Genomic DNA, 20,632 nt, shown 5'->3' with positions numbered 1-20,632 from the left:
GCCGGGGCCCGTCCCCGGTCGTTGGTTGGGTCGGTGGCGCTCCGGGATCGTGCGGCGCGTCGGTCGGATGCCGCTCGTGCGGCTCCCGCCCACGATCGTCGTCTCCACCAGCGGATCGCGCTCCGATCACGACTTCCCCCACGGCGCCTCCTCGTACCCGTGCAGGCCACACGGCACCCGGTCGGGGCTGTCCACCGGCTGCCCACAGCTCTGTCTTGATGATTTCCGACCCGTGCCGCGCACGTCGCCGGGTCGATGTCGACCCCACGGGGCCGGCATGCGCCGGCGCGAGCGTACACGTCGGCGTAGCAGGACCAGCGGAACCGCACCCACCATTCCCATAACGACCGGGGTGGGCGGGAGAATCGCAACCGACAGGGCTTTGTTCCCGAACGTCTCCGGAACCGGCAGCCGATGCGCACGCCCGAGCGGCCAGGCCACCAGGACGGCCCGACCGACCACATCGTCCACCGGGATCGTGCCCTGATAGGGCCGATCCATATGTGCCCGCGAATCGGCCGAGTCACCGCGATGGTCGCCCATCACCCACAGCCGCCCCTTGGGCACGGTCACACTGAAGCGTTTCTCCGAGGGCGCGTTGCCCTTGTACAGGTAGGGCTCGTCCAGCGGAACACCGTTGACGGTGATTCGCCCGGACGGGTCACAGCAGGCCACCGTGTCGCCGCCGACCCCGATCACCCGCTTGATCAGGTCCTGTTCGTCGTCCGAGGGCAACATGCCCACGAACACGAGTCCCTGCTTGACCTGCTTGAGTCCGGGCGGCGGGTCGTCCGTGTTCTTCTTGCCCAGCCAGCCGCCCGGGTCCTTGAAGACGACCACCTGGCCGCGCTCGGGGGTCCACCCGAACCACGGCGAGAACTTGTCCACCAGGACCCGGTCGCCGACGTCGATGGTGTGCTCCATCGACCCCGAAGGGATGTAGAACGCCTGCACCAGAAACGTCTTGATCAGCAGCGCGAGGGCGAGCGCGATCACCGCGAGCATCGGCAGTTCGCGCCACAGCGGCACCACCTTGTCCTTGCGCCGCGAACGCCTGCCCCGACGTCGGCGTGCGGGGGCGGGGGTCGGCACCTCGACCGACGGCGCGGCGCGGACGGGTTCGGCCTCACCGAGCGCCACCGCGCCCGCGACCTCCGGAATCGGGGGCGGACCGGCCCCGCCGTCGGGGTGGGCACTCGGCCGCGCGGGCACCGGATCGGCGGCCCGGGCGCCCTTGGGCTTGCCGCGTTTACCCACGGCGGTCGAAGTCCGACCGATCGAACGTCTTCGGCCGATCCGCGCCCTGGATCCGCCCGAACGGCCAGATGATCCACTGCGCGCGCCCGATCACCCGGCTCTCCGGCACCATGCCGCCGCCGGGGTCGCCCAGGTGGTCGCGCGAGTCGGCCGAGTTGCTGCGATGGTCGCCCATGACCCAGAGCTTTCCCTTGGGCACCGCGGCCTCGAACGGGAAGTCGGAGGGCTTGTCGCCCGGATGCAGGTAGTCGCCCTCGTCCAGCGGCACCCCGTTGACGGTGACCCGACCCTGCGTGTCGCAACACTTGACCACGTCGCCGCCGATCCCGATCACCCGCTTCACGAAGTCGTTGTCGTCGGGGTTGGTGAAGCCGAACACCCCGCCGAGCTTGCGCAGCGCGCCGGTCACCGGGTTGGGCGAGCCGGTGCCCTCGGGGGTGAACGAGCCGCGCCCGTCGAAGACGATCATGTCGCCGCGGTGGATGTCCCCGTACTTGTAGGCGAGTTTGTTCACCAGGACCCGGTCGCCGACCTCGAGCGTGTTCTCCATCGAGCCGCTGGGGATCACGAACGGCTGGGCGACCCACGAGTTCACCACGAGGACTACGACCATCGCGATCGCGACCAGGAGCGGGAGTTCGACCCACGCGGGCATCCGCCGCCGCCGAGGCGCATCGGGGGCGCCCTCGGCCTCGGCGCCCGACCCGGCCTCGGAATCGGCCTCGGGGTCGACGTCGGGCTCGCTCCCGGCGACGGCGTCGGCCTCGGAGTCGGTCGCCGTCCCGGACGCGGTCGCGGTCGCGGTCCCCGATGCAATCCCGGTGTCGGTCGCGGTCCCCGATGCCGTCGCGGTCCCGGCCTCGGTCCCGGTGTCGGTCCCGGTGTCGGTCTCGGTCCCGGTGTCGGATACGGCCCCGGTCGCGGTCCCCGATGCGGTCCCGGGCTTGGATGCGGTCCCGGTGCCGGACGCCGGCTCGGTCCCGGGCTCGGGTGCGGTCTCGACCGCCGAACCCGCCCCGTCCTCGGGGGTGTCGGCCTTCTCCGGCCCCTTCGACCGCACGTCCGCACCCGCCTCGACGGCCGAGGCCACGCCCGTGCCGTCGGCCGCGCCCGCCACCGAATCCTTTGCGAAATCAGGGGACTTCGGCGCCTCCGGCACGGTCCCGAGCGCCCCGTCGAGGCCGCCCCCGTGACCGTTCCCGCCCGACGCCCGTCCCAGGACACGCGAAGGCCGCGCCTCCACGACCTCGGTGGACGAGGTACCGGCGGATTCCTCCGCCGTGGAGGCACGGCCTCTGCTCTGCTCTGCGTCGTCCATCACGAACGAGCCTAGCGTCCGGGTCGGCTCGCCATGGGCGAGGCACCCCGGGTGTGGCGCACGGTTCAGCGCGTCGGACGGTCCGAGCGCTTCTCCTTGATCTTCGCGGCCTTGCCGCGCAGGTCACGCATGTAGTAGAGCTTCGCGCGACGCACGGCGCCGCGGGTGACCAGCTCGATCTTCTCGATCACCGGGGTGTGCACCGGGAAGGTGCGCTCCACGCCGACGCCGTAGCTGACCTTGCGGACCGTGAAGGTCTCGCGGACGCCGTCGCCCTGGCGACGCAGCACGAAGCCCTGGAAGACCTGGACGCGGGACTTGTTGCCTTCGATGACGCGCACGTGCACCTTGAGGGTGTCACCGGGACGGAAGTCCGGGACGTCGTCCCGCAGGGATGCGGCATCGATGTGGTCGAGCTTGTTCATCTCGCGTCGCTTTCTCGGGGGTGCCACAGGTCACCCACGGGGAATCGTGGTTACGAAAGGGGGGTCGCCGGTCCCGAATGGCGCTCCCCCTGTGGCAGGGGTGCCGTCCGGCTCCCGGGGAACCCGGTCCGGATCGGGACATGGCAACAGCGTCTCAGTCTGCCACAGGTGGGTCGGCCCGATGAAACCGGCCGTCCCGCTCGACCCAGCCCAGCTCGGCGAGCAGCGCCCGGTCCTTCCTGTCCACCGCCGCGGGATCGATCCGGCCGATCAGATCGGGCCGGTGCGCCGAGGTCCGGCGCAGTGCCTCGTCCCGCCGCCAGCGGGCGATCGCGCCGTGGTTCCCGGAGACCGTGATCGGCGGCACCTCACGCCCGCGCCACTCGGCGGGCTTGGTGTACACCGGCCCCTCCAGGAGGTTGGCCATCGCGCCGGGCGCGAACGAGTCGTCCCGATGCGATTCCGCGTTGCCCAGCACACCCGGCAGCAGCCGGGCCACCGCCTCGACCATGACCAGCACGGCCACCTCGCCACCCGCGAGCACGTAGTCGCCGATGGAGACCTCGTCCACCCGCATCCGGGTCGCCGCCTCGTCCAGGACCCGCCGGTCGATGCCCTCGTAGCGGGCGGGCGCGAACAGCAGCCACGGCTCCTCGGCCAGTTCGACCGCGAGGTCCTGGGTGAACGGCCGGCCGGACGGCGTGGGCACGATCATCCGGGGCACCGGGGCCGCCGCGCTCTCGCCCTGCTCCAGCACGGCGTCCAGCGCGAGCCCCCACGGCTCGGGCTTCATCACCATGCCGGGGCCGCCGCCGTACGGGGTGTCGTCGACGGTCTTGTGCACGTCGTACGTCCAGTCCCGGAGCTGGTGCAGGTGCACGTCCAGCAGGCCCTTGGCGCACGCCTTGCCGACCAGCGAGACGTCCAGCGGGGCCAGGTATTCGGGAAAGATGGTGACGACGTCGATCCTCACGAGGGGTCCTCGGACGTGTCGCCCTCCGCCGGGTCCGGCACCGCGAGCACCGCGTCCGCCGCGTCGAGCAGGCCCGGCGGCGGGGTGATCACCGCGCGCTGGTTCTCCAGGTCGATCTCCGGCACGATCTGCCGCACGAACGGGATCATCACCTCGCGCCCGTCCGCCCGGCGGACCATGAGCAGGTCCTGCGAGGGCAGGTGGGCCACCTCGGTGATCTCGCCGACCGCCTCGCCGTCGACCGTGACCACATCCAGCCCGATCAACTGGTGGTCGTAGAACTCCTCGGGGTCCTCGGGGAGTTCGTCCGGGTCGATCTCGGCGATCAGCAGCGTGTTGCGCAGCGCCTCGGCGCCGCTGCGGGTGGTCACGCCCTCGATGCTCAACAGCAGTCGACCGCTGTGCACCCGGCCGTCGGCGATGGTCAGCGGACCGACCGACGGCGGGTCGGTCATCAGCACCGCTCCGGGCGCGAGCCGCAGTTCGGGCTCGTCGGTACGGACCTCGACGGTCACCTGGCCCTTGATGCCGTGTGCCTTGCCGATACGGCCGACCACAAGCTGCACCTGCGACTCCTCAATCTCTGCCCGGAAACCCTGGAACCCGATGGTCCGAGGACCGGAAATGCCAAGAAGCTGCCCGGCGGATGTGACTCCGCCGGGCAGCTCCCGGTTGGACGTGTTGTCCGGGTACGTCAGCGAACCTGGTCGACGTCGACGAGGTCGACGCGGACTCCCCGGCCGCCGAGCGCGGTCACGACGGTACGCAGCGCACGCGCGGTGCGGCCACCTCGCCCGATGACCTTCCCGAGGTCTTCGGGATGGACCCGGACCTCGAGAATGCGGCCGCGGCGAAGATTACGCGCCCGTACCTTGACCTCGTCCGGATGCTCGACGATGCCCTTGACCAAGTGTTCGAGGGCTTCCTCGAGCACGGTCAGCCCTCGTTAGCGGCGGTCTCGGCGGCGGCTTCGCCCTCGGCGGCCGGAGTCTCGGTCTCGGCGGCGGCCTCGACCTTCTTCTCCTTCTTGGCCTTCGGCGTGGTGGCGCCGTCCTTGGGCTCGTCCATCGCCTCGCGGGCGGCGGCCTCGAAGAGCGACTTCTTGTCGGCCTTCTCCGCGGCGACCAGCAGCGGGGCCGGGGCCGGCAGACCCTTGTGCTTCTGCCAGTCGCCGGTCAGCTTGAGGATGTGCGCGACGGGCTCGGTCGGCTGCGCGCCGACGCCCAGCCAGTAGAGCGCACGCTCGGAGTCGACCTCGATGCGCGAGGGGTTCTCCATCGGGTGGTAGATACCGATCTCCTCGATCGCCCGACCGTCACGCTTGGTGCGGGCGTCGGCGACGACGATGCGGTAGTGGGGCGAACGGATCTTGCCCAGGCGCTTCAGCTTGATCTTGACTGCCACGAGAGTGGTGTCTCCTGCATCTTGACGTGGGTGAACAGCCGGCGTTCACGTGGGGACATGAGGCTCGGCTGATCGTGGACACGGTAAGCATGCGGAGAGAGGGTCCGGCAATGCCCCGGGTACTCAGCTCGCCATTCTGCCAGACTTCCGGGCACCGACCAAAGCCGGGGCGTCGGCCGGGGGAAAACCCGGGTGGCCGAGCCTCGCGCGGCTTTTAGAATGCAGGTCGCACGCCCTTCCCCCTAGTCGTTAGGTCGCCACGGTCTCATGCGTTGGTCCGAACTGTACGTACCCACTCTCCGTCAGGACCCCGCCGACGCCGACGCGGTCAGCCACCGTCTGCTCGTGCGCGCGGGCTACATCCGGCAGCTGATGGCCGGCCACTACTCGCTGCTGCCGCTCGCGGTGCGGGTGCGCGCGAAGGTCGTGCGGGTCATCCGCGAGGAGATGGACCGGATCGGGGCGCAGGAGATGATCCTGCCGACGATGCATCCGGCCGAGATCTGGCAGAAGAGCGGTCGCTGGGAGGTCATGGGCGACGAGATGTTCCGGCTCAAAGACCGCAAGGGCACCGACCTGGCCCTGGGCATGACGCACGAGGAGATCTTCACGACCCTCGCGCTCGAACTCAGCTCCTACCGCGACCTGCCGCAGACCTGGTACCAGTTCCAGACCAAGTTCCGCGACGAGCCGAGGCCCAAGAGCGGCCTGATCCGGGTGCGCGAGTTCACCATGAAGGACTCGTACAGCTTCGACCTGGACGCCGAGGGGTTGGACCGTTCGTTCGAGGCGCACCGGCAGGCGTACGTCCGCATCTTCCAGCGGCTGAACATCCCGGCGATCGCGGTGCAGGCGTCCAGCGGCACCATGGGCGGCAGCGGCTCGACCGAGTTCATGTGCCCGTCGGCGGCCGGCGAGGACCTCGTCGTGCACTGTCCGAACTGCGACTACGCGGCCAACGTGGAGAAGGCCACGTCCACGCTCGCGCCGATCGAGGACGGTCCGGGGCTCGACGCGCCGGAGCGGTTCGACACCCCCGGCGTCAAGACCATCGAGAACCTGACCAGGGCACACGGCGTCGCGGCCGACCGGCAGATCAAGACGCTGGTCTACATGGTCGGCGGGCAGCTCACGCTGGCCCTGCTGCGCGGGGACCACGCGCTGGTCGAGCAGAAGCTGATCGACACCACCGGCTCCAACGACGTGCGCCCGGCCACGCCGGACGAGATCAAGGCCGCGCTCGGCGCGTACCCGGGCAGCCTGGGCGGGGTCGGCGTGAGCGACCTGCCGATCCTGGCCGACGAGGCGCTGCGTGGCCGCCGGGACATGGTCACCGGCGCCAACGTCGACAAGGCGCACGTGCGCGGCGTGGACGTCGAGCGGGACATCACGGTGGGTCGCTGGGTGGACCTGCGCGAGGTGGTGGCCGGCGAGCCGTGCCCGAAGTGCGGCACCGGCCTGGAGGTCGAGCAGACGGTCGAGATCGGCCACATCTTCAAGCTCGGCGACAAGTACACCAGCGTGCTCGGGGTGAACGTGCTCGGCGCGGACGGTGAGCGGATCACCCCGGTCATGGGCAGCTACGGCATCGGCGTCGAGCGCGCGATGGCCGCGATGGTCGAGACGCACCACGACAAGAACGGCATCGTGTGGCCGGTCGCGGTGGCGCCGTTCGAGGTCGCGGTCGCGCTGCTCGACGTCGAGGACGAGAAGTCGCGCACCACCGCCGAGGAGATCTACGCGGAACTGGGGCGGCAGCGGGTGGACACGATCCTGGACGACCGCGCCGAGCGGCCCGGGGTGAAGTTCAAGGACATCGAACTGGTCGGCATCCCGTTCCGGGTGACCGTCGGCGCCCGCAGCCTGGCCGAGGGCAACGTGGAGATCGTCTCGCGCGCGAGCGGCGAGAAGGCGCTGGTGCCGGTCGCCGAGGCGGTCGAGTACGTGCGCAAGCTGGTCCTCGACGCGAGCTGACCCCGCGTGACACGCCGAGCGCCCCCGCCGCACACATCCGGCGGGGGCGCTCGGCGTGCGGGGGTCGGCCGGGGCGTCCGGCGCGTGGCCGATCGACGTCCGCCGCCGTGATCGTGCGCCGAGCACCCCCGCCGACGGTGCCGCGAGCCGGTCAGCGCAGCGTCAACTCGGTGGGCCTGCGCGGCTGGAGCGGGTCGAACAGGTCGAGCAGGGCCGCCGCCTCCGCCGCACCGCCCCGGATCGTCCGGGCGTCCCCGCCGGCCAGCGCACCGCGCAGATCGGTGCGGCCCAGATGCAGCGACTCCACGGTCTCGCGCGGCAGTTCGAGCACCACGGCGGCGTCCGCCGGGATCTCCCGCAGGAAGCGGGCCACGCCCCGATGGACGTGCAGCGCCACCTCCTCCTCGCCGTGCACACCGCCGAGCACCCGCCAGCCGAGCACGGCGTCCACCTCCAGCGCCTCCTCCGCGCGCAGCCGGGTGGTGTACAGCTCGATCAGCCACGCGGCCGGGATCCGGGCGACCAGGTCCCTGGGCGCGAAGACCGCGGCGAAGTTGATCAGCGGCAGGATCGGCTGGATCCGGTCCTCCAACTCGTCCGCGCTGGTCAGGTACCAGTTGCGCCAGTTGACGTTGAGCTGGGCATAGCCGAGTCGGCGAAACGCGGCGGCCTTGACCGCCCGCGCGTCCGCGTCCTCGCGGTCGATCCGGGTCAGGTGCGTGGCCAACTCGGCCGCCCACTGGTACTCGCCCGCCTCGTACGCCTCGGTCGCCGCGCCGAGCACCCGCTCCCGGCCGCCCATCAGCGCCACCGTCCGGCGCGCGTGTTCGGCTCGGGGCAGCGGATCCAGATCCACCGGATCGCCGCCGAACCAGCCGAGGTAGCCGAAGAAGATCTGCCGCACGGTGTGCTTGACGGTGCCGTAGTACTCCCGCGCGTACGGCGCGTACGAGGCCAGGTGTTCGGGCAGTTCGATCGTCTCGGCCAACTCGTCCGGGGTCAGCCCCTCGTTCATCCGGCGCACGGTCTGGTCGTGGATGTACTGGATGCAGTCCCGCTCCACGGCCAGCACCTCGGCGACCCGGTCCGCCCCCGACACCGGTTGCCCGTGGCTGGGGATCAGATGCGCGGCCCCGTGCGCGCGCAGCGCGTCGATGCTGCGCACCCACTGCATCGGGTCGCGGTAGCGACAACCGCGCAGGGTGTGGATGTTGGGCAGGGTCGGCCCCTGGATGGTGTCGCCGCACAGCAGCACGTCGCTGTCCGGCAGGTACACGCTGATCGCGTCGTCGGTCTCGCCGGGATTGTGGAACAGCCGCAGTCGCACCCCCGCGACCTCGGTCTCCAGCGCGTCCCCCACCAGCACGGTGGGCATCACGAACGACGGCGTGCCCACCCCGGCGTGCGGGCCGACCGCGTCGTTGACGCCCTCGGTGTCCGAGGGGCCGAGGAGGTTGCCGAGCGAGTACACCGAGCGCAGGCCCATGATGTGCAGCGTGGGCCCGGACTGGTCGGTGAGCGCGGCCAGGAAGGTCCGGTGCGCGTACACGTCCACGTCGGGCGTCGCGGCCCAGTGGCTCAGTCCGTTCACATGATCGGGGTGGTGGTGGGTGACCACCACGGCCCGCACCGGGGCCTTCGGATCGCGCAGTTGCGGTCGCAGTTCGGCCTCGATCACCGCGGCCAGGTCCGCCCCGCTGCCGGTGTCGACCACCACCAGCCCCTCGGGGCCCTCGATCACCGCGGCGTTGGCCGAGGACCAGCCCACGGCGACGTGCACGTGTCCCGCCACGGTGTATACGCGCTTGGCGAAGTGCGCGGTGTGCGCGGCGAGTTCTGGATGAACGGCAGGCTCGACCTCGTACGTCATGGGCGGGCAGCCTGCCACGTCCGGCCCTACGAGGGAAGAATGGTCTTCTCCGCGCCCGGCCACTCCTCGGCGGTCAGCGCGAAGCGCTCGTGGTCGCGCCAGGCGTCGTTGAGGAACAACATGCGCGGGGTGAAGCCCTCGTGGCGAAAGCCCATCCGGCGCGCCAGCGCGATCGAACCGTCGTTGCCGGGTTGCACGTTGATCTCCAGGCGGTGCAGCGCGAGGCCGTCCGCGGCGAACACCCGATCGATCACCAGGGCCAGCGCCTCGGTCATCCGGCCGGTGCCCGCGTAGGGCGTGTAGGCGTCGTAGCCGAGCGTGGCGTTGCAAAAGCGCGCCCGCACGATGTTCGAGACGTTGATCCGGCCGGCCAGGCCGCGCTCGGCGATGTCGACCACCAGGAAGGTGCGGAAGGTGTCGCCCTGGCGGCGGATCAGGTCCGGCAGGTCGTTCGGGTCGGCCGGATTCCAGCGGGAGATGTGCTCGGAGCGGCGGATCGCCTCGGCGGAGGCGGCCACGTCGGCCCCGGTCGGCGCGCGCACGCCCACCCGGCAACCGGGCACGGTGTACAGGTCCATGGCCCCCGTCATCTCCATCCTCGCCTCGTCGTCCGAGCGGATCGGGACCGCGCCTCCGGGAGGTGCGCCGCGACGTGGTCCGCCCACGTCGCGGCCCCGCCCGCCGATGGTGCCCCGCCGCTACTTCTGCCCCGGCGGCAGGAAGTTCTTGAACTCGTCGGGCAGTTCGAAGTCGGCCGCGCCGCCCGCGCCGTTGCCCGCCGGCAGCCCGAACGGGTTGGCGGCGCGCTCCTCGCGCCGGGCCGCCTCGGCCGCCGCCTCCTGCTTGCGCTTCATCGGGTTGCCCGACTGGCGCTTGCCCTTGGCCTGCTTGGGCGCCTTGCCCTTCTTCTTGCCGGCGCCGCCCATGCCCGGGATGCCGGGCATCCCCGGCATGCCGCCGCCCTTGGCCATCTGGCCCATCATCTTGCGGGCCTCGACGAACCGCTCGATCAGGTTGTTGACCGCGTTGACCTCGGTGCCGGCGCCCTTGGCGATGCGCGCCCGGCGCGAGCCGTTGAGGATCTTCACGTCGGCCCGCTCGGCCGGCGTCATCGACTTGATGATCGCCGCGACCCGGTCCAGGTCGCGGTCGTCGATGTTGTCGATCTGGTCCTTCATCGCGCCCATGCCGGGCAGCATGCCGAGCAGCTTCGAGATCGAGCCGAGCTTCTTGACCTGCTCCATCTGCTGGAGGAAGTCCTCCAGGGTGAAGTTGTTGCCGCCGCCGTGCAGCTTCTCCGCGGCCTTGAGCGCGAGGTCCTGGTCGTACTTGGCCTCGGCGATCTCGATCAGGCTGAGCATGTCGCCCATGCCCAGGATGCGCGAGGCCATCCGGTCGGGGTGGAACGCGTCGAAGTCCTCGAGCTTTTCCCCGCTGGAGGCGAACATGACCTGCCGGCCGGTCACCGAGGCGACCGACAGGGCCGCGCCACCGCGCGCGTCGCCGTCGAGCTTGGAGAGCACCACGCCGTCGAAGCCGACGCCGTCGAGGAACGCCTGCGCGGTGACCACCGCGTCCTGGCCGATCATCGCGTCGACGACGAACAGGATCTCGTCCGGCTTGACCGCGTCGCGGATGTCGGCGGCCTGCCGCATCATCTCGGCGTCGATGCCGAGCCGGCCGGCGGTGTCGACGACGACCACGTCGTACTGCTTGGTCTTGGCGAACTCGATCGAGTCGCGGGCCACCTTGACCGGGTCGCCCACGCCGTTGCCGGGCTCGGGCGCGTAGACCGCCACGCCGGCGCGCTCGGCGACCACGGAGAGCTGGTTGACCGCGTTCGGGCGCTGGAGGTCGCAGGCGACCAGGAGCGGCTGGTGCTTCTGCGCCTTGAGCCACTTGCCCAGCTTGCCCGCGAGGGTGGTCTTGCCCGCGCCCTGGAGGCCGGCGAGCATGATCACGGTGGGGCCGGTCTTGGCGAAGCGCAGCCGGCGGGTCTCGCCGCCGAGGATCCCGACCAGTTCCTCGTTGACGATCTTGACGATCTGCTGGGCCGGGTTGAGCGCGCCCGACACCTCGGCGCCGCGGGCGCGTTCCTTGACCCGGGCGATGAACTCGCGGACCACCGGGAGCGCCACGTCGGCCTCGAGGAGGGCGACCCGGATCTCGCGGGCGGTGGCGTCGATGTCGGCTTCGGAGAGCCGCCCCTTGCCGCGAAGGTTCTTGAAGGTCGCTGCGAGGCGGTCGGAGAGAGTGTCGAACACGTCGGCAGAGGTCCTTCGTCAGATACGGGTGGTGTCGGGCCCAGCCTAACCGCCCACCGGGCGGTCGTGACGGGGGCACGCGTCCCGGTTCCGCCGGCGGCGGGCCCGACCGGTCACGGCGCCAGCGCCTTCTCCAGGGTCCTGGCCAGGCCGCGGGCCTCGGCGGCGGCCAGCGGCGCGCCGTCGGGGGCGACCACGTAGAAGGCGTCCACCGCGTCCGCGCCGTGGGTGCCCACGCGGGCCTGCCGGACGCTGACGTGCGCGTCGGCGAGGGCCCGGCCGATCCGGTGCAGCAGACCGGGGCTGTCGGGGGCGCGTACCTCCAGGACCGTCGCGGTGGCGGACGCGTCGGGGATCACCTCGACCCGGGCGGGGGCGCGCGGGGCGCCGCGCCGGGGCGGGTAGGCGGCCTCGCGTTTGGCCAGCCGGGCGGCCACGTCCAGGCCGCCGTCCAGGGCCTTGCGCACGTCCTCGCGCAGCGCCGCCGGGTCGGGCAGCCGGCCGAACTCGGTCTCCACCGTCCACACCGTGACGCCGAGCGCGTCGACCACGTCGATCGCGGCCGAGCGCACGGTGAGCCGGTGCAGCGCGAGGACGCCCGCCGCCAGCGCCAGCAGGCCGACCCGGTCGGCGGCGGCGATGGTCACCTCGGCGCCGAACGACAGCGGCTCCAGGCGCACCACCGGCAGGTCGCCGGAGACCTCGGCGACCACGATCCGCTCGGCCGGCAGCGCGAGCGCCGCCGGTGCCGGGCGACCGGCGAACACCGCCCTGGTCCGGGCGACGAGGTCCCGGACCAGGGCGTCCCGCCAGTCGCTCCACGCGGCGGGTCCGGTGGCGGCGGCGTCGGCCTCGGTGAGCGCGTGGAGCAGTTCGAGGGTTTCCACGCCACCCACCGCCTCGGCGAACGCCGCCACGGTGGTCGGATCGTCCAGGTCGCGCCGGGTCGCGGTGTCCACCAGGAGCAGGTGTCGGCGCACCAGCGTGCCGATCACGTCCACGTCGTCCTTGGCGAAGCCCATCCGCGTGGCCGCCTCGCGCGCGATCACCTCGCCGCTCACGCTGTGGTCGCCGGGCCAGCCCTTGCCGATGTCGTGCAGCAGCGCGGCCACCAGGAGCAGGTCGGGCCGGGCCACCCGGCGGGTGTGCGCGGCGGCCTCGACCGCGGTCTGGATCAGGTGCCGGTCGACCGTGAAGCGATGGACGGCGTTGCGCTGCGGCCGGCAGCGCACCCGCTCCCAGTCCGGCAACAGCCGGGTGATCAGCCGCCTCGACTCCAGCGCCTCCCAGACCGGCAGCACGTCGCGCCCGGCGCCGATCAGCGCCACGAACGCCTCGCGCGCGTCGGCCGGCCACGGATCGCTCGGCGGCGGGCACTCGCTCGCCAGCCGGTCCACGGTGTGCCGGGACAGCGGCAACCCCGCCCGGGCCGCGGCGGCCGCGGCGCGCAGCAGCAGGACCGGATCCCGGGCGGGCCGGGCGGCCTGGGCGAGCACCACCTCGCTGGCGTGCTCGACCACGCCCTCGGCCAGCGGGGTACGGGCGGACCCGCCGGTGCGCGCCCGGCGCAACAGACGCGGCCCCGCGCCCGCCTCGCGCGCGGCCAGCACCCGGGACACCTCGCGCCAGGTCACGTCGCCGGCGTAGGCCAGCGCCCGGGCCGCCTCGGAGACCCGGCGAAGCAGGGTGTCCGCGTCGAGCAGGCCGAGCCGGCGGGCCACCGCGTCCTGTTCCTGGAGCAGCAGCCGGTCCGCGCCGCGCCCGGTGACCAGGTGCAGCGCGTCGCGCACGTCGAGCAGGGTGGCGCGGGCGGCGTCCACCTCCTCGTGCGGCGCGTCCGCGATCCAGGAGGCGGAGATCGCGCGCAGCGCGGTGGCGTCGCGCAGCCCGCCGCGGGCCTCCTTGAGGTCGGGTTCGAGCAGGAAGGCGACCTCGCCGTGGCGTTCCGCGCGCTCGCGGCCGGCCCGGTGCAGTTCGGGCAGGCGTTTCACCGCGGCGGCGCGCCACGCGGTGAACATCGACGTGCGCAGCGCGGCGGTCGGTTCGGGGTCGCCGGCGATGTGTCGGATGTCGAGCAGGCCGGTCTGTACCCGCAGGTCGTCGGCGGCGGCCCGGCGCGCCTCGCCGGGGGTGCGCACCGAATGGTCGAGGGCGATGCCCGCGTCCCAGACCGGGTACCAGATCGCCTCGGCGAGTTCGGCGATGCCGGCGTGGCCGTCGTGCAGCAGGACCACGTCGAGGTCGCTGCCCGGGGACAACTCCCGGCGGCCGTAGCCGCCGACGGCGACCAGGGCCACGCCCCGCGGCGGGGCGCCGGCGGCGCCGAACAACTCGGTCAGCCAGCGGTCGGTCAGCGTGCAGAGCGCCTGCCGGCGGGCGGCGCCGGCGGGCCCGGCCGGATCGGCCAGGAGGTCGTCCCGGGCCCGGGTGTAGCGCGAGCCGGCGGTCGGTTCCATGGTGTCTGCTCCCTCGTTCACGGGCATCGACGCGCGCCGCGCGCTCGACCCGAAAGGCCGACGGCCGGACCCGTCCCCGAGGATGCGCTTCGGGGCGGGTCCGGCCATCGGGTCCTACAGGGCTTCCGGGCCGCGTTCGCCGGTGCGGACCCGGACCACGCTGTCCACGGGGACGATCCAGGCCTTGCCGTCGCCGATCTTGCCGGTGCGGGCGGCCTTGACCAGGACTTCGAGCAGTTCCTCGGCGTCCTCGTCGTCGGCGAGCACCTCGATGCGGACCTTGGGCACGAGGTCGACCTGGTACTCGGCGCCCCGGTAGACCTCGGTGTGGCCGCGCTGCCGGCCGTAGCCGCTCGCCTCGGTCACGGTGAGGCCGTGCACGCCGAACGCCTGGAGGGCGTTCTTGACGTCGTCGAGCCGGTGCGGCTTGATCACCGCCGTGATGAGCTTCACGCGTCCACCTTCGTGTCGGCGGGTGCCGCGGCACCCGCGCCCGTAGCGGTGCCGATGCCCGCCGTCGGTCGGGTGGAACCGCCGAGAGCGGCGAAGTCGTACCCGGTCTCGGCGTGCTCGACCCGGTCGATGCCGGCCACCTCGTCGTCCTCGGACACCCGGAAGCCGATGGTCTTGTGAATGACCGTGCCCAGGATGTACGTGACCACGAAGGAGTAACCGAGGACGGCACCGACGCCGATCAGCTGTTTGCCCAGCTGGTCGAAGCCCCCACCGTAGAACAGGCCCTTCGCGTCGCTCTGGACGTGACCGGTGGCCAACAGGCCGGGGGCGAGCGAGCCGATCACGCCGCCGACCAGGTGCACGCCGACCACGTCGAGCGAATCGTCGTAGCCGAGCCGGTACTTCAGGCCCACCGCCCAGGCGCAGACCGCGCCCGCGACCAGGCCCAGGGCGATCGAGCCGAGCGGGCTGAGCGCGCCGCACGCGGGGGTGATCGCGACCAGGCCGGCCACCGCGCCGGAGGCGGCGCCGAGGGTGGTCAGGTGTCCGTCGCGGATCTTCTCCAGGAACAGCCAGCCGAGCATGGCCGCGGCGGTGGCGATCTGGGTGTTGATCAGGGCCCGTCCGGTGACGCCGTCGGCGGCCAGCCAGGAGCCGGCGTTGAAGCCGAACCAGCCGAACCACAGCAGTCCGGCGCCGATCATCACCAGCGGGAGGTTGTGCGGGCGCATCGGGTCGCGCTTGAAGCCCACCCGCTTGCCGATCACCAGGACCAGGGCCAGTGCCGCGATACCCGCGTTGATGTGCACGGCGGTGCCGCCGGCGAAGTCGATCACGCCCTTCTCGAACAACCAGCCGTCCGCGGCCCAGACCCAGTGCGCGACGGGGAAGTAGACCAGGGTGACCCAGAACGCGACGAACAGGGCCCAGGCGGTGAACTTGGTGCGGTCCGCGACGGCGCCGCTGATCAGCGCGGGGGTGATGATCGCGAACATCAGCTGGAAGGCCGCGAACACCGTGACCGGGATCGTGTAGCCGTCCCACAGTTCCGCGACCCCGATGTCGCGCATGCCGTACCAGTCCAGGTCGCCCACAAGGCCGCCGAAGGCGTCCGTGGAGAACGTCATCGAAAACCCGTAGAGCACCCACAGCACCGTCACGACAGCCAGGCAGATGAAGCTCATCATCAACATGTTCAGGACGCTCTTCACGCGGACCATGCCGCCGTAGAAGAACGCCAGCCCGGGCGTCATGAGCATCACCAGTGCGGCGCTCAGGAGTACGAATGCGGTGTTACCCGTGTCCATACTCTGCCTCTCTTCTCCGTGGCCCCGGCCGACCTCCGGGAGCTCATGGGAAGGAGCTTCGGGGTGTGAGGTTTCACGCCGTGGCGCCCCGTGTTTCGCCGACGTGACGCTTGCCGCACGAGTGTTTCCGACGGATGAACGTCCGCTCACGTCCCCGGTCGGCCGGATCCCACCGGTCACCGGGAGCGTTCGGGGCGGTCACCGGGAGCATCCGGGACGGTCACCCGCGGCCGTCGAGCCGGTCACCGAGACCGACCCGGCCGGTCGCCGGGAGTGTCCGAGGGATGTCCGCGGGGTGAGCGGAACGCGTCCCGCACACGGCCCGTCGACGACATCTGACGCACCGTCAGTTAGCTGCTCTCCACACCTTGTTCCCGCAGGTCGACACGTGCCGACGGCCGGCTCGCGACGGACGTTTTCGACCCGCTAACGGTTGCGATGAATCCATTGACATTGATCGCGCCCACTGCCGTAATTAATCACCGCGCTTAACTGACGACCCGTCAAGGCACGTGTCACCACCGGTGATCCGGCCGACCCGGGCCTCGTCGTGCCGGCGCGACCGCACCACCGCACGGAATGCTCAACAGACCTCGTCAACCGACCAGACCAGCGAGAGGGGGTGACACCGTCGTGTTGCGCCTGCTCGGTCGCAAGTTGCTGGCCCTGATTCCGGTGCTGTTCCTGGTCACGTTCGCGACCACGGCCCTGCCCGACCTGGTGGACGGTTCACCGGTCGCCCAGATGCTCGGCCCCGGTTCCACGCCGCAGGACCTCAAGGACCTGGAGCACGAGTTCGGGTACGACAAGTCGCTGCCCGTCCGATACGTGACCTGGGTGGGCAATGCGCTCACCGGCGACCTCGGGGAGTCCCTGAAGACCCGGACCTCCGTCATGGACGGCATCGCCGAACGTTTCCCGGTGACCCTGGAACTCGCCGTCTTCGCCCTGCTCATGGCCCTGATCGTGGCCGTGCCGCTGGGCGTGTGGACGGCCGCCAAGGCAGGCGGCCGGGTGGACCGCGTGATCGGCGGCGTCTCCTCCGGGCTGCTGTCCATCCCCACCTTCGTGAGCGTGTTCATCCTCGTCTACTTCTTCGCCAACCCGAAGATGATGCTCGCGTTCAAGCCGACCGGATGGGAGTACATCTCGGTCGACTTCGCCAAGAACATCGAGTTCGCGTTCCTGCCCGCGCTGGCCCTCGCGCTCGCCGAGATCCCGCAGTTCCAGCGCCTGTTGCGCAGCGACATGCTGGCCACGCTGCAGGAGGACTTCATCCTCACCGCGCGCTCCAAGGGCCTGTCCACGCCGTACGTGCTCTTCCGGCACGCGTTGCGGCCCTCGTCGTTCTCGCTGCTGACCGTCTCCGGGCTGACCCTGGGCCGGTTGATCGGCGGTACCGTCATCGTCGAGTCCTACTTCGCCATCCCCGGACTGGGACAGGGCATGTACCAGGCGATCAACGGCAAGGACATCCCCGTCGTGCAGGGCACGGTCGTGGTCATCGCGCTCATCTACGTGCTGCTCAATACGCTCGTGGACATCGGCTACTCCCTCATCGACCCGAGAGTGAGGGCCCGATGAGCACACTCGAAACCGCCCCCGCCGTCGGCGAGACCCCCGCGACGGCGGCCGCCGCCAAGAGCGGCAAGGCCCGCAAGCGGCCGAGCTTCCTGCTCTGGTTCGCCATCGCGTGGATGGCCCTCGTACTGCTCGGCGCGCTGCTCAGCCTGGTCGCCTCCGACGTCTTCCCGCACGGGTACGACAAGGCGTTCGGCGAGGCCAAGCAGGCACCGTTCTCCAGTTGGCCGGAATTCCTCGGCACCGACGGCCTCGGCCGCAGCCACCTGACCCGGCTCGCCTTCGGCGCGCGCGTGTCGATGATCGTCGCGCTGGTGTCGGTCGTGGTCGGCGTGCTCGTCGGCGGCCTGCTCGGCCTGGTCGCGGCCTACTTCCGCGGCGTCACCGAGATGGTCATCGACCTGTTCTCCGACGCGCTGCTCGCCTTCCCGCCGCTGATCCTGCTGCTCGCGCTGTCCTCGGTGTACGAGCCGTCGCAGACCAGCATCACCGCGGGCCTCGCCGTGCTCACCATCCCCGGCTTCACCCGGTTGACCAAGGCGAGCGCGATCGCCCAGTCCAACCGCGAATACGTCACGGTGGCCAAGGCGATGGGCGCGGGCCCGGGCCGGATCATCTTCAAGGAACTGTTGCCCAACACCTTCCCCGCGGTGATGTCCTACTCGGTGATCGTGATGGCCGTGCTGATCGTCGCGGAGGGCTCGCTGTCCTTCCTCGGGCTCAGCATCCCGCCGCCGATGCCCAGTTGGGGCGGCATGATCAACTCCGCGAAGGACGATCTGTCGCTGTATCCGTCCCAGGTGTTCGTGCCCTGTGCCGTGCTGTTCCTGACCGTCTTCTCGCTCAACGTCATCGGCGACCGGCTGCGCGCGAAGTTCGACGTCCGCGACACCAAGCTGTAGCCGCGGCACCGGCGACGGACCCTCCCGAACGGCCGTCGCCGGTGCCCTGCTTCGACCCCATCACACAGACGGGACCGCTCTCATGAATGGGATCCAACGGCCGCGCGGCACGAAGGTGGCGTGGTGACCATGGCGGAGCCGACCACGACCGGCTCGCCCACGCCGGACGAACCCCTGCTGCGGGCCGAGGACCTGCGGGTGCACCTGGACACCCCACGCGGCCTGCTCAAGGCCGTGGACGGCGTGTCCTTCGCCATCGAACGCGGCGAAACCCTCGGCCTGGTCGGCGAGTCCGGCTCGGGCAAGTCGATGCTGGTGCGCTCGCTGATGGGCATCTGCCCCTCGATCGCCCGGATCCGGGGCAGCGTGCGCCTGGACGGACGCGAACTGGTCGGGGTGCCGCGCAAGGAGGCCCGCACGATCTGGGGCAACCGGATCGCGATGGTCTTCCAGGACCCGATGACCTCGCTCAACCCGGTGTTGCGGATCGACCGCCAGCTCACCGAGTCGATGCGGCTGCACCTGGGCCTGGGCAAGAAGGAGGCCAACGAGCGGGCGATCGAACTGCTCACGCTGGTCGGCATCCCCGAACCCCTCAAGCGCTCGCGGAGCTACCCGCACCAGCTCTCCGGCGGCATGCGTCAGCGGGTGACCATCGCGATGGCGCTCGCCTGCGACCCCGACGTGCTGATCGCGGACGAGGCCACCACCGCCCTGGACGTGACCGTGCAGCGGCAGATCCTCGACCTGCTCCAGGAGATCCAGGCCGAGCGCGGCATGGGCATGATCCTGGTCAGCCACGACCTGGGCGTGGTGGCCGGACGCACCGACCAGATCGCCGTGATGTACGCCGGTCGCATGGTCGAACACTCGCCCACCGCCGACCTGTTCGCGCATCGCCGGCACCGCTACACCGAGGCCCTGCTCGGCGCCGTGCCGCGCCTGGACGTGCCGCGGGAGCAGCGGCCGCGCGCGATCCCGGGCAGCCCGCCCGACCTGATCACGCTCGCCTCCGGGTGCGCGTTCGCGGCCCGCTGCGGCGCGGCCGACGACCTGTGCCGCGCGCAACGCCCCGAACTGGGCGAGGATCTGGGCACGCACCGGTTCGCCTGCCACCACCCGGTCGGCACCGACGCGCCGGCCGGCGCCGACGCCGCCTCGGGCGACGGCGCCGACGAGAAGCCGTCCCTGATGAAGGAGACCCCCGCATGACGGCCGACGACACCGCGCCGGGCGCGCTCGCCCTCGACGACAAGCCCGCGGCCGCCACGGGTACCGACCCGCTGCTCACGGTCACCGACCTGGTCCAGCGTTTCCGGGTGCCCGGCGGGATGATGAACGCGGTCGCCGGGGTCAGCTTCGAACTCGGCCGCGGCCGCACCCTCGGCCTGGTCGGCGAATCCGGCTGCGGCAAGTCCACCCTCGCGCGCGCGATCCTGCAGCTGACCAAGCCGTCCGAGGGCTCGGTGCGCTTCGACGGGCAGGAGTTGACCACACTGCCCAAGGCGGGCCTGCGCACCATGCGCCGGCGCATCCAGATGGTGTTCCAGGACCCCATCTCGGCGCTGAACCCGCGCCGGAAGATCTTCGACATCGTCGCCGAGGGCCTGGTCATCTCCGGCCTGCCAGCCGAACAGATCCGCCCGCGCGTGGAGGCGGTGCTGCGCCAGGTGGGGCTGGATCCGGAGCTGGTCTCCGATCGCCGGCCGCACCAGTTCTCCGGCGGCCAGTGCCAGCGGATCGCCATCGCCCGGGCCATGGTCGTCGACCCCGACCTGCTGATCTGCGACGAGCCGGTGGCATCGCTCGACGTGTCCGTACAGGCGCAGGTGCTGGACCTGCTCGACGAGATGAAGCACCGCACCGGCGTGTCGATGATCTTCGTCGCGCACGACCTCGCCGTGGTGCGCAACATCAGCGACGACGTCGCGGTGATGTATCTGGGCACCATCGCCGAGACCGGGGACACCGCGGCGATCTACGACACGCCGGCGCACCCGTACACCCGGGCCCTGCTGGACGCGGTGCCCGCGCCCGACCCGGCGGCCGCCCCCTCCGGTCCCGCGCTCGGCGGCGAGATCCCCTCGCCGATGAACCCGCCCAGCGGGTGCCGGTTCCGCACCCGCTGCCCGATCGCCCGGGCGGAGTGCGCGGCGCATGTGCCCACGCTGCGCGAGATCGCGCCGGGACACCGGGTCGCGTGTCACTTCCCACTGGTGGGCGAGGCGGCGGTGTTCGCCGGCGAGGCGACCGCCGGCGCGCCCGAGGCCGAAGCCGCGCCCGCCGGCGCGGAGGCCGCGGCCGCCGAACCGGCCGCGGAGCCCGGGTCCGAGGCCCCGAAGCAGGACTGACACGCCGTCGTCCGACGCGGTACGGCCCACGACCGGCCGTACCGCGTCGCTGTGCGTACACGGCCGTGTCCGGGCCGGTCGATCGGGGTCCTAA

General features: G+C 71.5%; 18 protein-coding genes. 5 read left to right on the top strand and 13 right to left on the bottom strand.

Going from position 1 to position 20,632, the window contains the following annotated elements; all coding sequences use genetic code 11:
- Positions 1-126 precede the first annotated feature (126 nt).
- From lepB (EMA17_RS44080) to rpsP, 7 genes are all read right to left on the bottom strand, one after another.
- Positions 127-1,257, bottom strand: a complete 1,131-nt coding sequence (lepB, locus tag EMA17_RS44080; protein WP_126642846.1) for a signal peptidase I — start codon at positions 1,255-1,257, stop codon at positions 127-129.
- Positions 1,250-2,575 (bottom strand): signal peptidase I, encoded by a 1,326-nt coding sequence (gene lepB / locus EMA17_RS55870; protein ID WP_307721594.1) that lies wholly within the window; start codon positions 2,573-2,575, stop codon positions 1,250-1,252. The genes lepB (EMA17_RS44080) and lepB (EMA17_RS55870) overlap by 8 nt, the downstream gene beginning before the upstream one ends.
- Positions 2,576-2,640: 65 nt before the next feature.
- A complete protein-coding gene (rplS, locus tag EMA17_RS44070; RefSeq protein ID WP_078975236.1) occupies positions 2,641-3,000 on the bottom strand; it encodes a 50S ribosomal protein L19 in 360 nt (119 codons plus the stop codon).
- Positions 3,001-3,154: 154 nt separating this feature from the next.
- Positions 3,155-3,973 carry a tRNA (guanosine(37)-N1)-methyltransferase TrmD gene (trmD, locus tag EMA17_RS44065; RefSeq protein WP_126642845.1) on the bottom strand — a complete coding sequence of 273 codons (819 nt, stop codon included), beginning with the start codon at positions 3,971-3,973 and terminating at the stop codon, positions 3,155-3,157.
- The gene (gene rimM, locus EMA17_RS44060) at positions 3,970-4,539 is read right to left on the bottom strand and encodes a ribosome maturation factor RimM (protein WP_126642844.1); all 570 of its coding nucleotides are present in this window, start codon (positions 4,537-4,539) and stop codon (positions 3,970-3,972) included. The genes trmD and rimM overlap by 4 nt, the downstream gene beginning before the upstream one ends.
- 128 nt (positions 4,540-4,667) lie before the next feature.
- A complete protein-coding gene (locus EMA17_RS44055) occupies positions 4,668-4,907 on the bottom strand; it encodes an RNA-binding protein (RefSeq protein WP_020553237.1) in 240 nt (79 codons plus the stop codon).
- A 2-nt stretch (positions 4,908-4,909) separates the two neighbouring features.
- On the bottom strand, positions 4,910-5,377 hold the full coding sequence (rpsP, locus tag EMA17_RS44050) for a 30S ribosomal protein S16 (RefSeq protein ID WP_126642843.1): 468 nt from the start codon (positions 5,375-5,377) through the stop codon (positions 4,910-4,912).
- 267 nt (positions 5,378-5,644) lie between these two features.
- Between rpsP and EMA17_RS44045 the strand changes: the two genes are divergently transcribed.
- Positions 5,645-7,351, top strand: coding sequence for a proline--tRNA ligase (locus EMA17_RS44045; RefSeq protein ID WP_126642842.1), 1,707 nt, complete (start codon positions 5,645-5,647; stop codon positions 7,349-7,351).
- A 151-nt stretch (positions 7,352-7,502) separates the two neighbouring features.
- Here EMA17_RS44045 and EMA17_RS44040 read toward each other — a convergent pair whose 3' ends face one another.
- The 6 genes from EMA17_RS44040 to EMA17_RS44015 form a co-directional block, all read right to left on the bottom strand.
- Complete coding sequence (locus EMA17_RS44040) at positions 7,503-9,221, bottom strand: alkyl sulfatase dimerization domain-containing protein (protein ID WP_126642841.1); 1,719 nt, start codon at positions 9,219-9,221, stop codon at positions 7,503-7,505.
- 26 nt (positions 9,222-9,247) lie between these two features.
- Positions 9,248-9,811, bottom strand: coding sequence for a GNAT family N-acetyltransferase (locus EMA17_RS44035; protein WP_126642840.1), 564 nt, complete (start codon positions 9,809-9,811; stop codon positions 9,248-9,250).
- A 108-nt stretch (positions 9,812-9,919) separates the two neighbouring features.
- Entirely contained in the window at positions 9,920-11,485 is a 1,566-nt protein-coding gene (gene ffh, locus EMA17_RS44030) for a signal recognition particle protein (protein ID WP_126642839.1), read from the bottom strand.
- A 113-nt stretch (positions 11,486-11,598) separates the two neighbouring features.
- Positions 11,599-13,941: a [protein-PII] uridylyltransferase gene (locus tag EMA17_RS44025; protein WP_126642838.1), complete on the bottom strand. Its 2,343-nt coding sequence runs from the start codon at positions 13,939-13,941 to the stop codon at positions 11,599-11,601.
- 114 nt (positions 13,942-14,055) lie between these two features.
- Complete coding sequence (locus EMA17_RS44020) at positions 14,056-14,394, bottom strand: P-II family nitrogen regulator (protein WP_078975244.1); 339 nt, start codon at positions 14,392-14,394, stop codon at positions 14,056-14,058.
- Positions 14,391-15,704: an ammonium transporter gene (locus EMA17_RS44015; RefSeq protein WP_126642837.1), complete on the bottom strand. Its 1,314-nt coding sequence runs from the start codon at positions 15,702-15,704 to the stop codon at positions 14,391-14,393. Before EMA17_RS44015 ends, EMA17_RS44020 begins: the two co-directional genes overlap by 4 nt.
- A 633-nt stretch (positions 15,705-16,337) precedes the next feature.
- Between EMA17_RS44015 and EMA17_RS44010 the strand changes: the two genes are divergently transcribed.
- The 4 genes from EMA17_RS44010 to EMA17_RS43995 all read left to right on the top strand — a co-directional run bounded on the left by EMA17_RS44010 (position 16,338) and on the right by EMA17_RS43995 (position 20,538).
- Positions 16,338-17,288 carry an ABC transporter permease gene (locus tag EMA17_RS44010; protein ID WP_126642836.1) on the top strand — a complete coding sequence of 317 codons (951 nt, stop codon included), beginning with the start codon at positions 16,338-16,340 and terminating at the stop codon, positions 17,286-17,288.
- Positions 17,285-18,187: an ABC transporter permease gene (locus EMA17_RS44005; RefSeq protein ID WP_126642835.1), complete on the top strand. Its 903-nt coding sequence runs from the start codon at positions 17,285-17,287 to the stop codon at positions 18,185-18,187. The genes EMA17_RS44010 and EMA17_RS44005 overlap by 4 nt, the downstream gene beginning before the upstream one ends.
- A 129-nt stretch (positions 18,188-18,316) precedes the next feature.
- The gene (locus EMA17_RS44000) at positions 18,317-19,399 is read left to right on the top strand and encodes an ABC transporter ATP-binding protein (RefSeq protein ID WP_126642869.1); all 1,083 of its coding nucleotides are present in this window, start codon (positions 18,317-18,319) and stop codon (positions 19,397-19,399) included.
- Positions 19,396-20,538, top strand: coding sequence for an ABC transporter ATP-binding protein (locus EMA17_RS43995; protein ID WP_246127286.1), 1,143 nt, complete (start codon positions 19,396-19,398; stop codon positions 20,536-20,538). Before EMA17_RS44000 ends, EMA17_RS43995 begins: the two co-directional genes overlap by 4 nt.
- Positions 20,539-20,632 lie beyond the last annotated feature (94 nt).

The organism is Embleya hyalina (assembly GCF_003967355.1).
Taxonomy (GTDB): Bacteria; Actinomycetota; Actinomycetes; order Streptomycetales; family Streptomycetaceae; genus Embleya; species Embleya hyalina.
This window is presented reverse-complemented; position numbering and strand designations above follow the sequence as displayed.

Excerpts from the sequence above, each read along its gene's own strand:
- EMA17_RS44025 (WP_126642838.1), bottom strand. The coding sequence starts at position 13,941 with ATGGAACCGACCGCCGGCTCGCGCTACACCCGGGCCCGGGACGACCTC.
- lepB (WP_307721594.1), bottom strand. The coding sequence starts at position 2,575 with ATGGACGACGCAGAGCAGAGCAGAGGCCGTGCCTCCACGGCGGAGGAA.
- EMA17_RS44015 (WP_126642837.1), bottom strand. The coding sequence starts at position 15,704 with ATGGACACGGGTAACACCGCATTCGTACTCCTGAGCGCCGCACTGGTG.
- rplS (WP_078975236.1), bottom strand. The coding sequence starts at position 3,000 with ATGAACAAGCTCGACCACATCGATGCCGCATCCCTGCGGGACGACGTC.
- EMA17_RS44000 (WP_126642869.1), top strand. The coding sequence starts at position 18,317 with ATGGCGGAGCCGACCACGACCGGCTCGCCCACGCCGGACGAACCCCTG.
- EMA17_RS44040 (WP_126642841.1), bottom strand. The coding sequence starts at position 9,221 with ATGACGTACGAGGTCGAGCCTGCCGTTCATCCAGAACTCGCCGCGCAC.
- EMA17_RS43995 (WP_246127286.1), top strand. The coding sequence starts at position 19,396 with ATGACGGCCGACGACACCGCGCCGGGCGCGCTCGCCCTCGACGACAAG.
- EMA17_RS44035 (WP_126642840.1), bottom strand. The coding sequence starts at position 9,811 with ATGACGGGGGCCATGGACCTGTACACCGTGCCCGGTTGCCGGGTGGGC.
- EMA17_RS44005 (WP_126642835.1), top strand. The coding sequence starts at position 17,285 with ATGAGCACACTCGAAACCGCCCCCGCCGTCGGCGAGACCCCCGCGACG.
- EMA17_RS44045 (WP_126642842.1), top strand. The coding sequence starts at position 5,645 with ATGCGTTGGTCCGAACTGTACGTACCCACTCTCCGTCAGGACCCCGCC.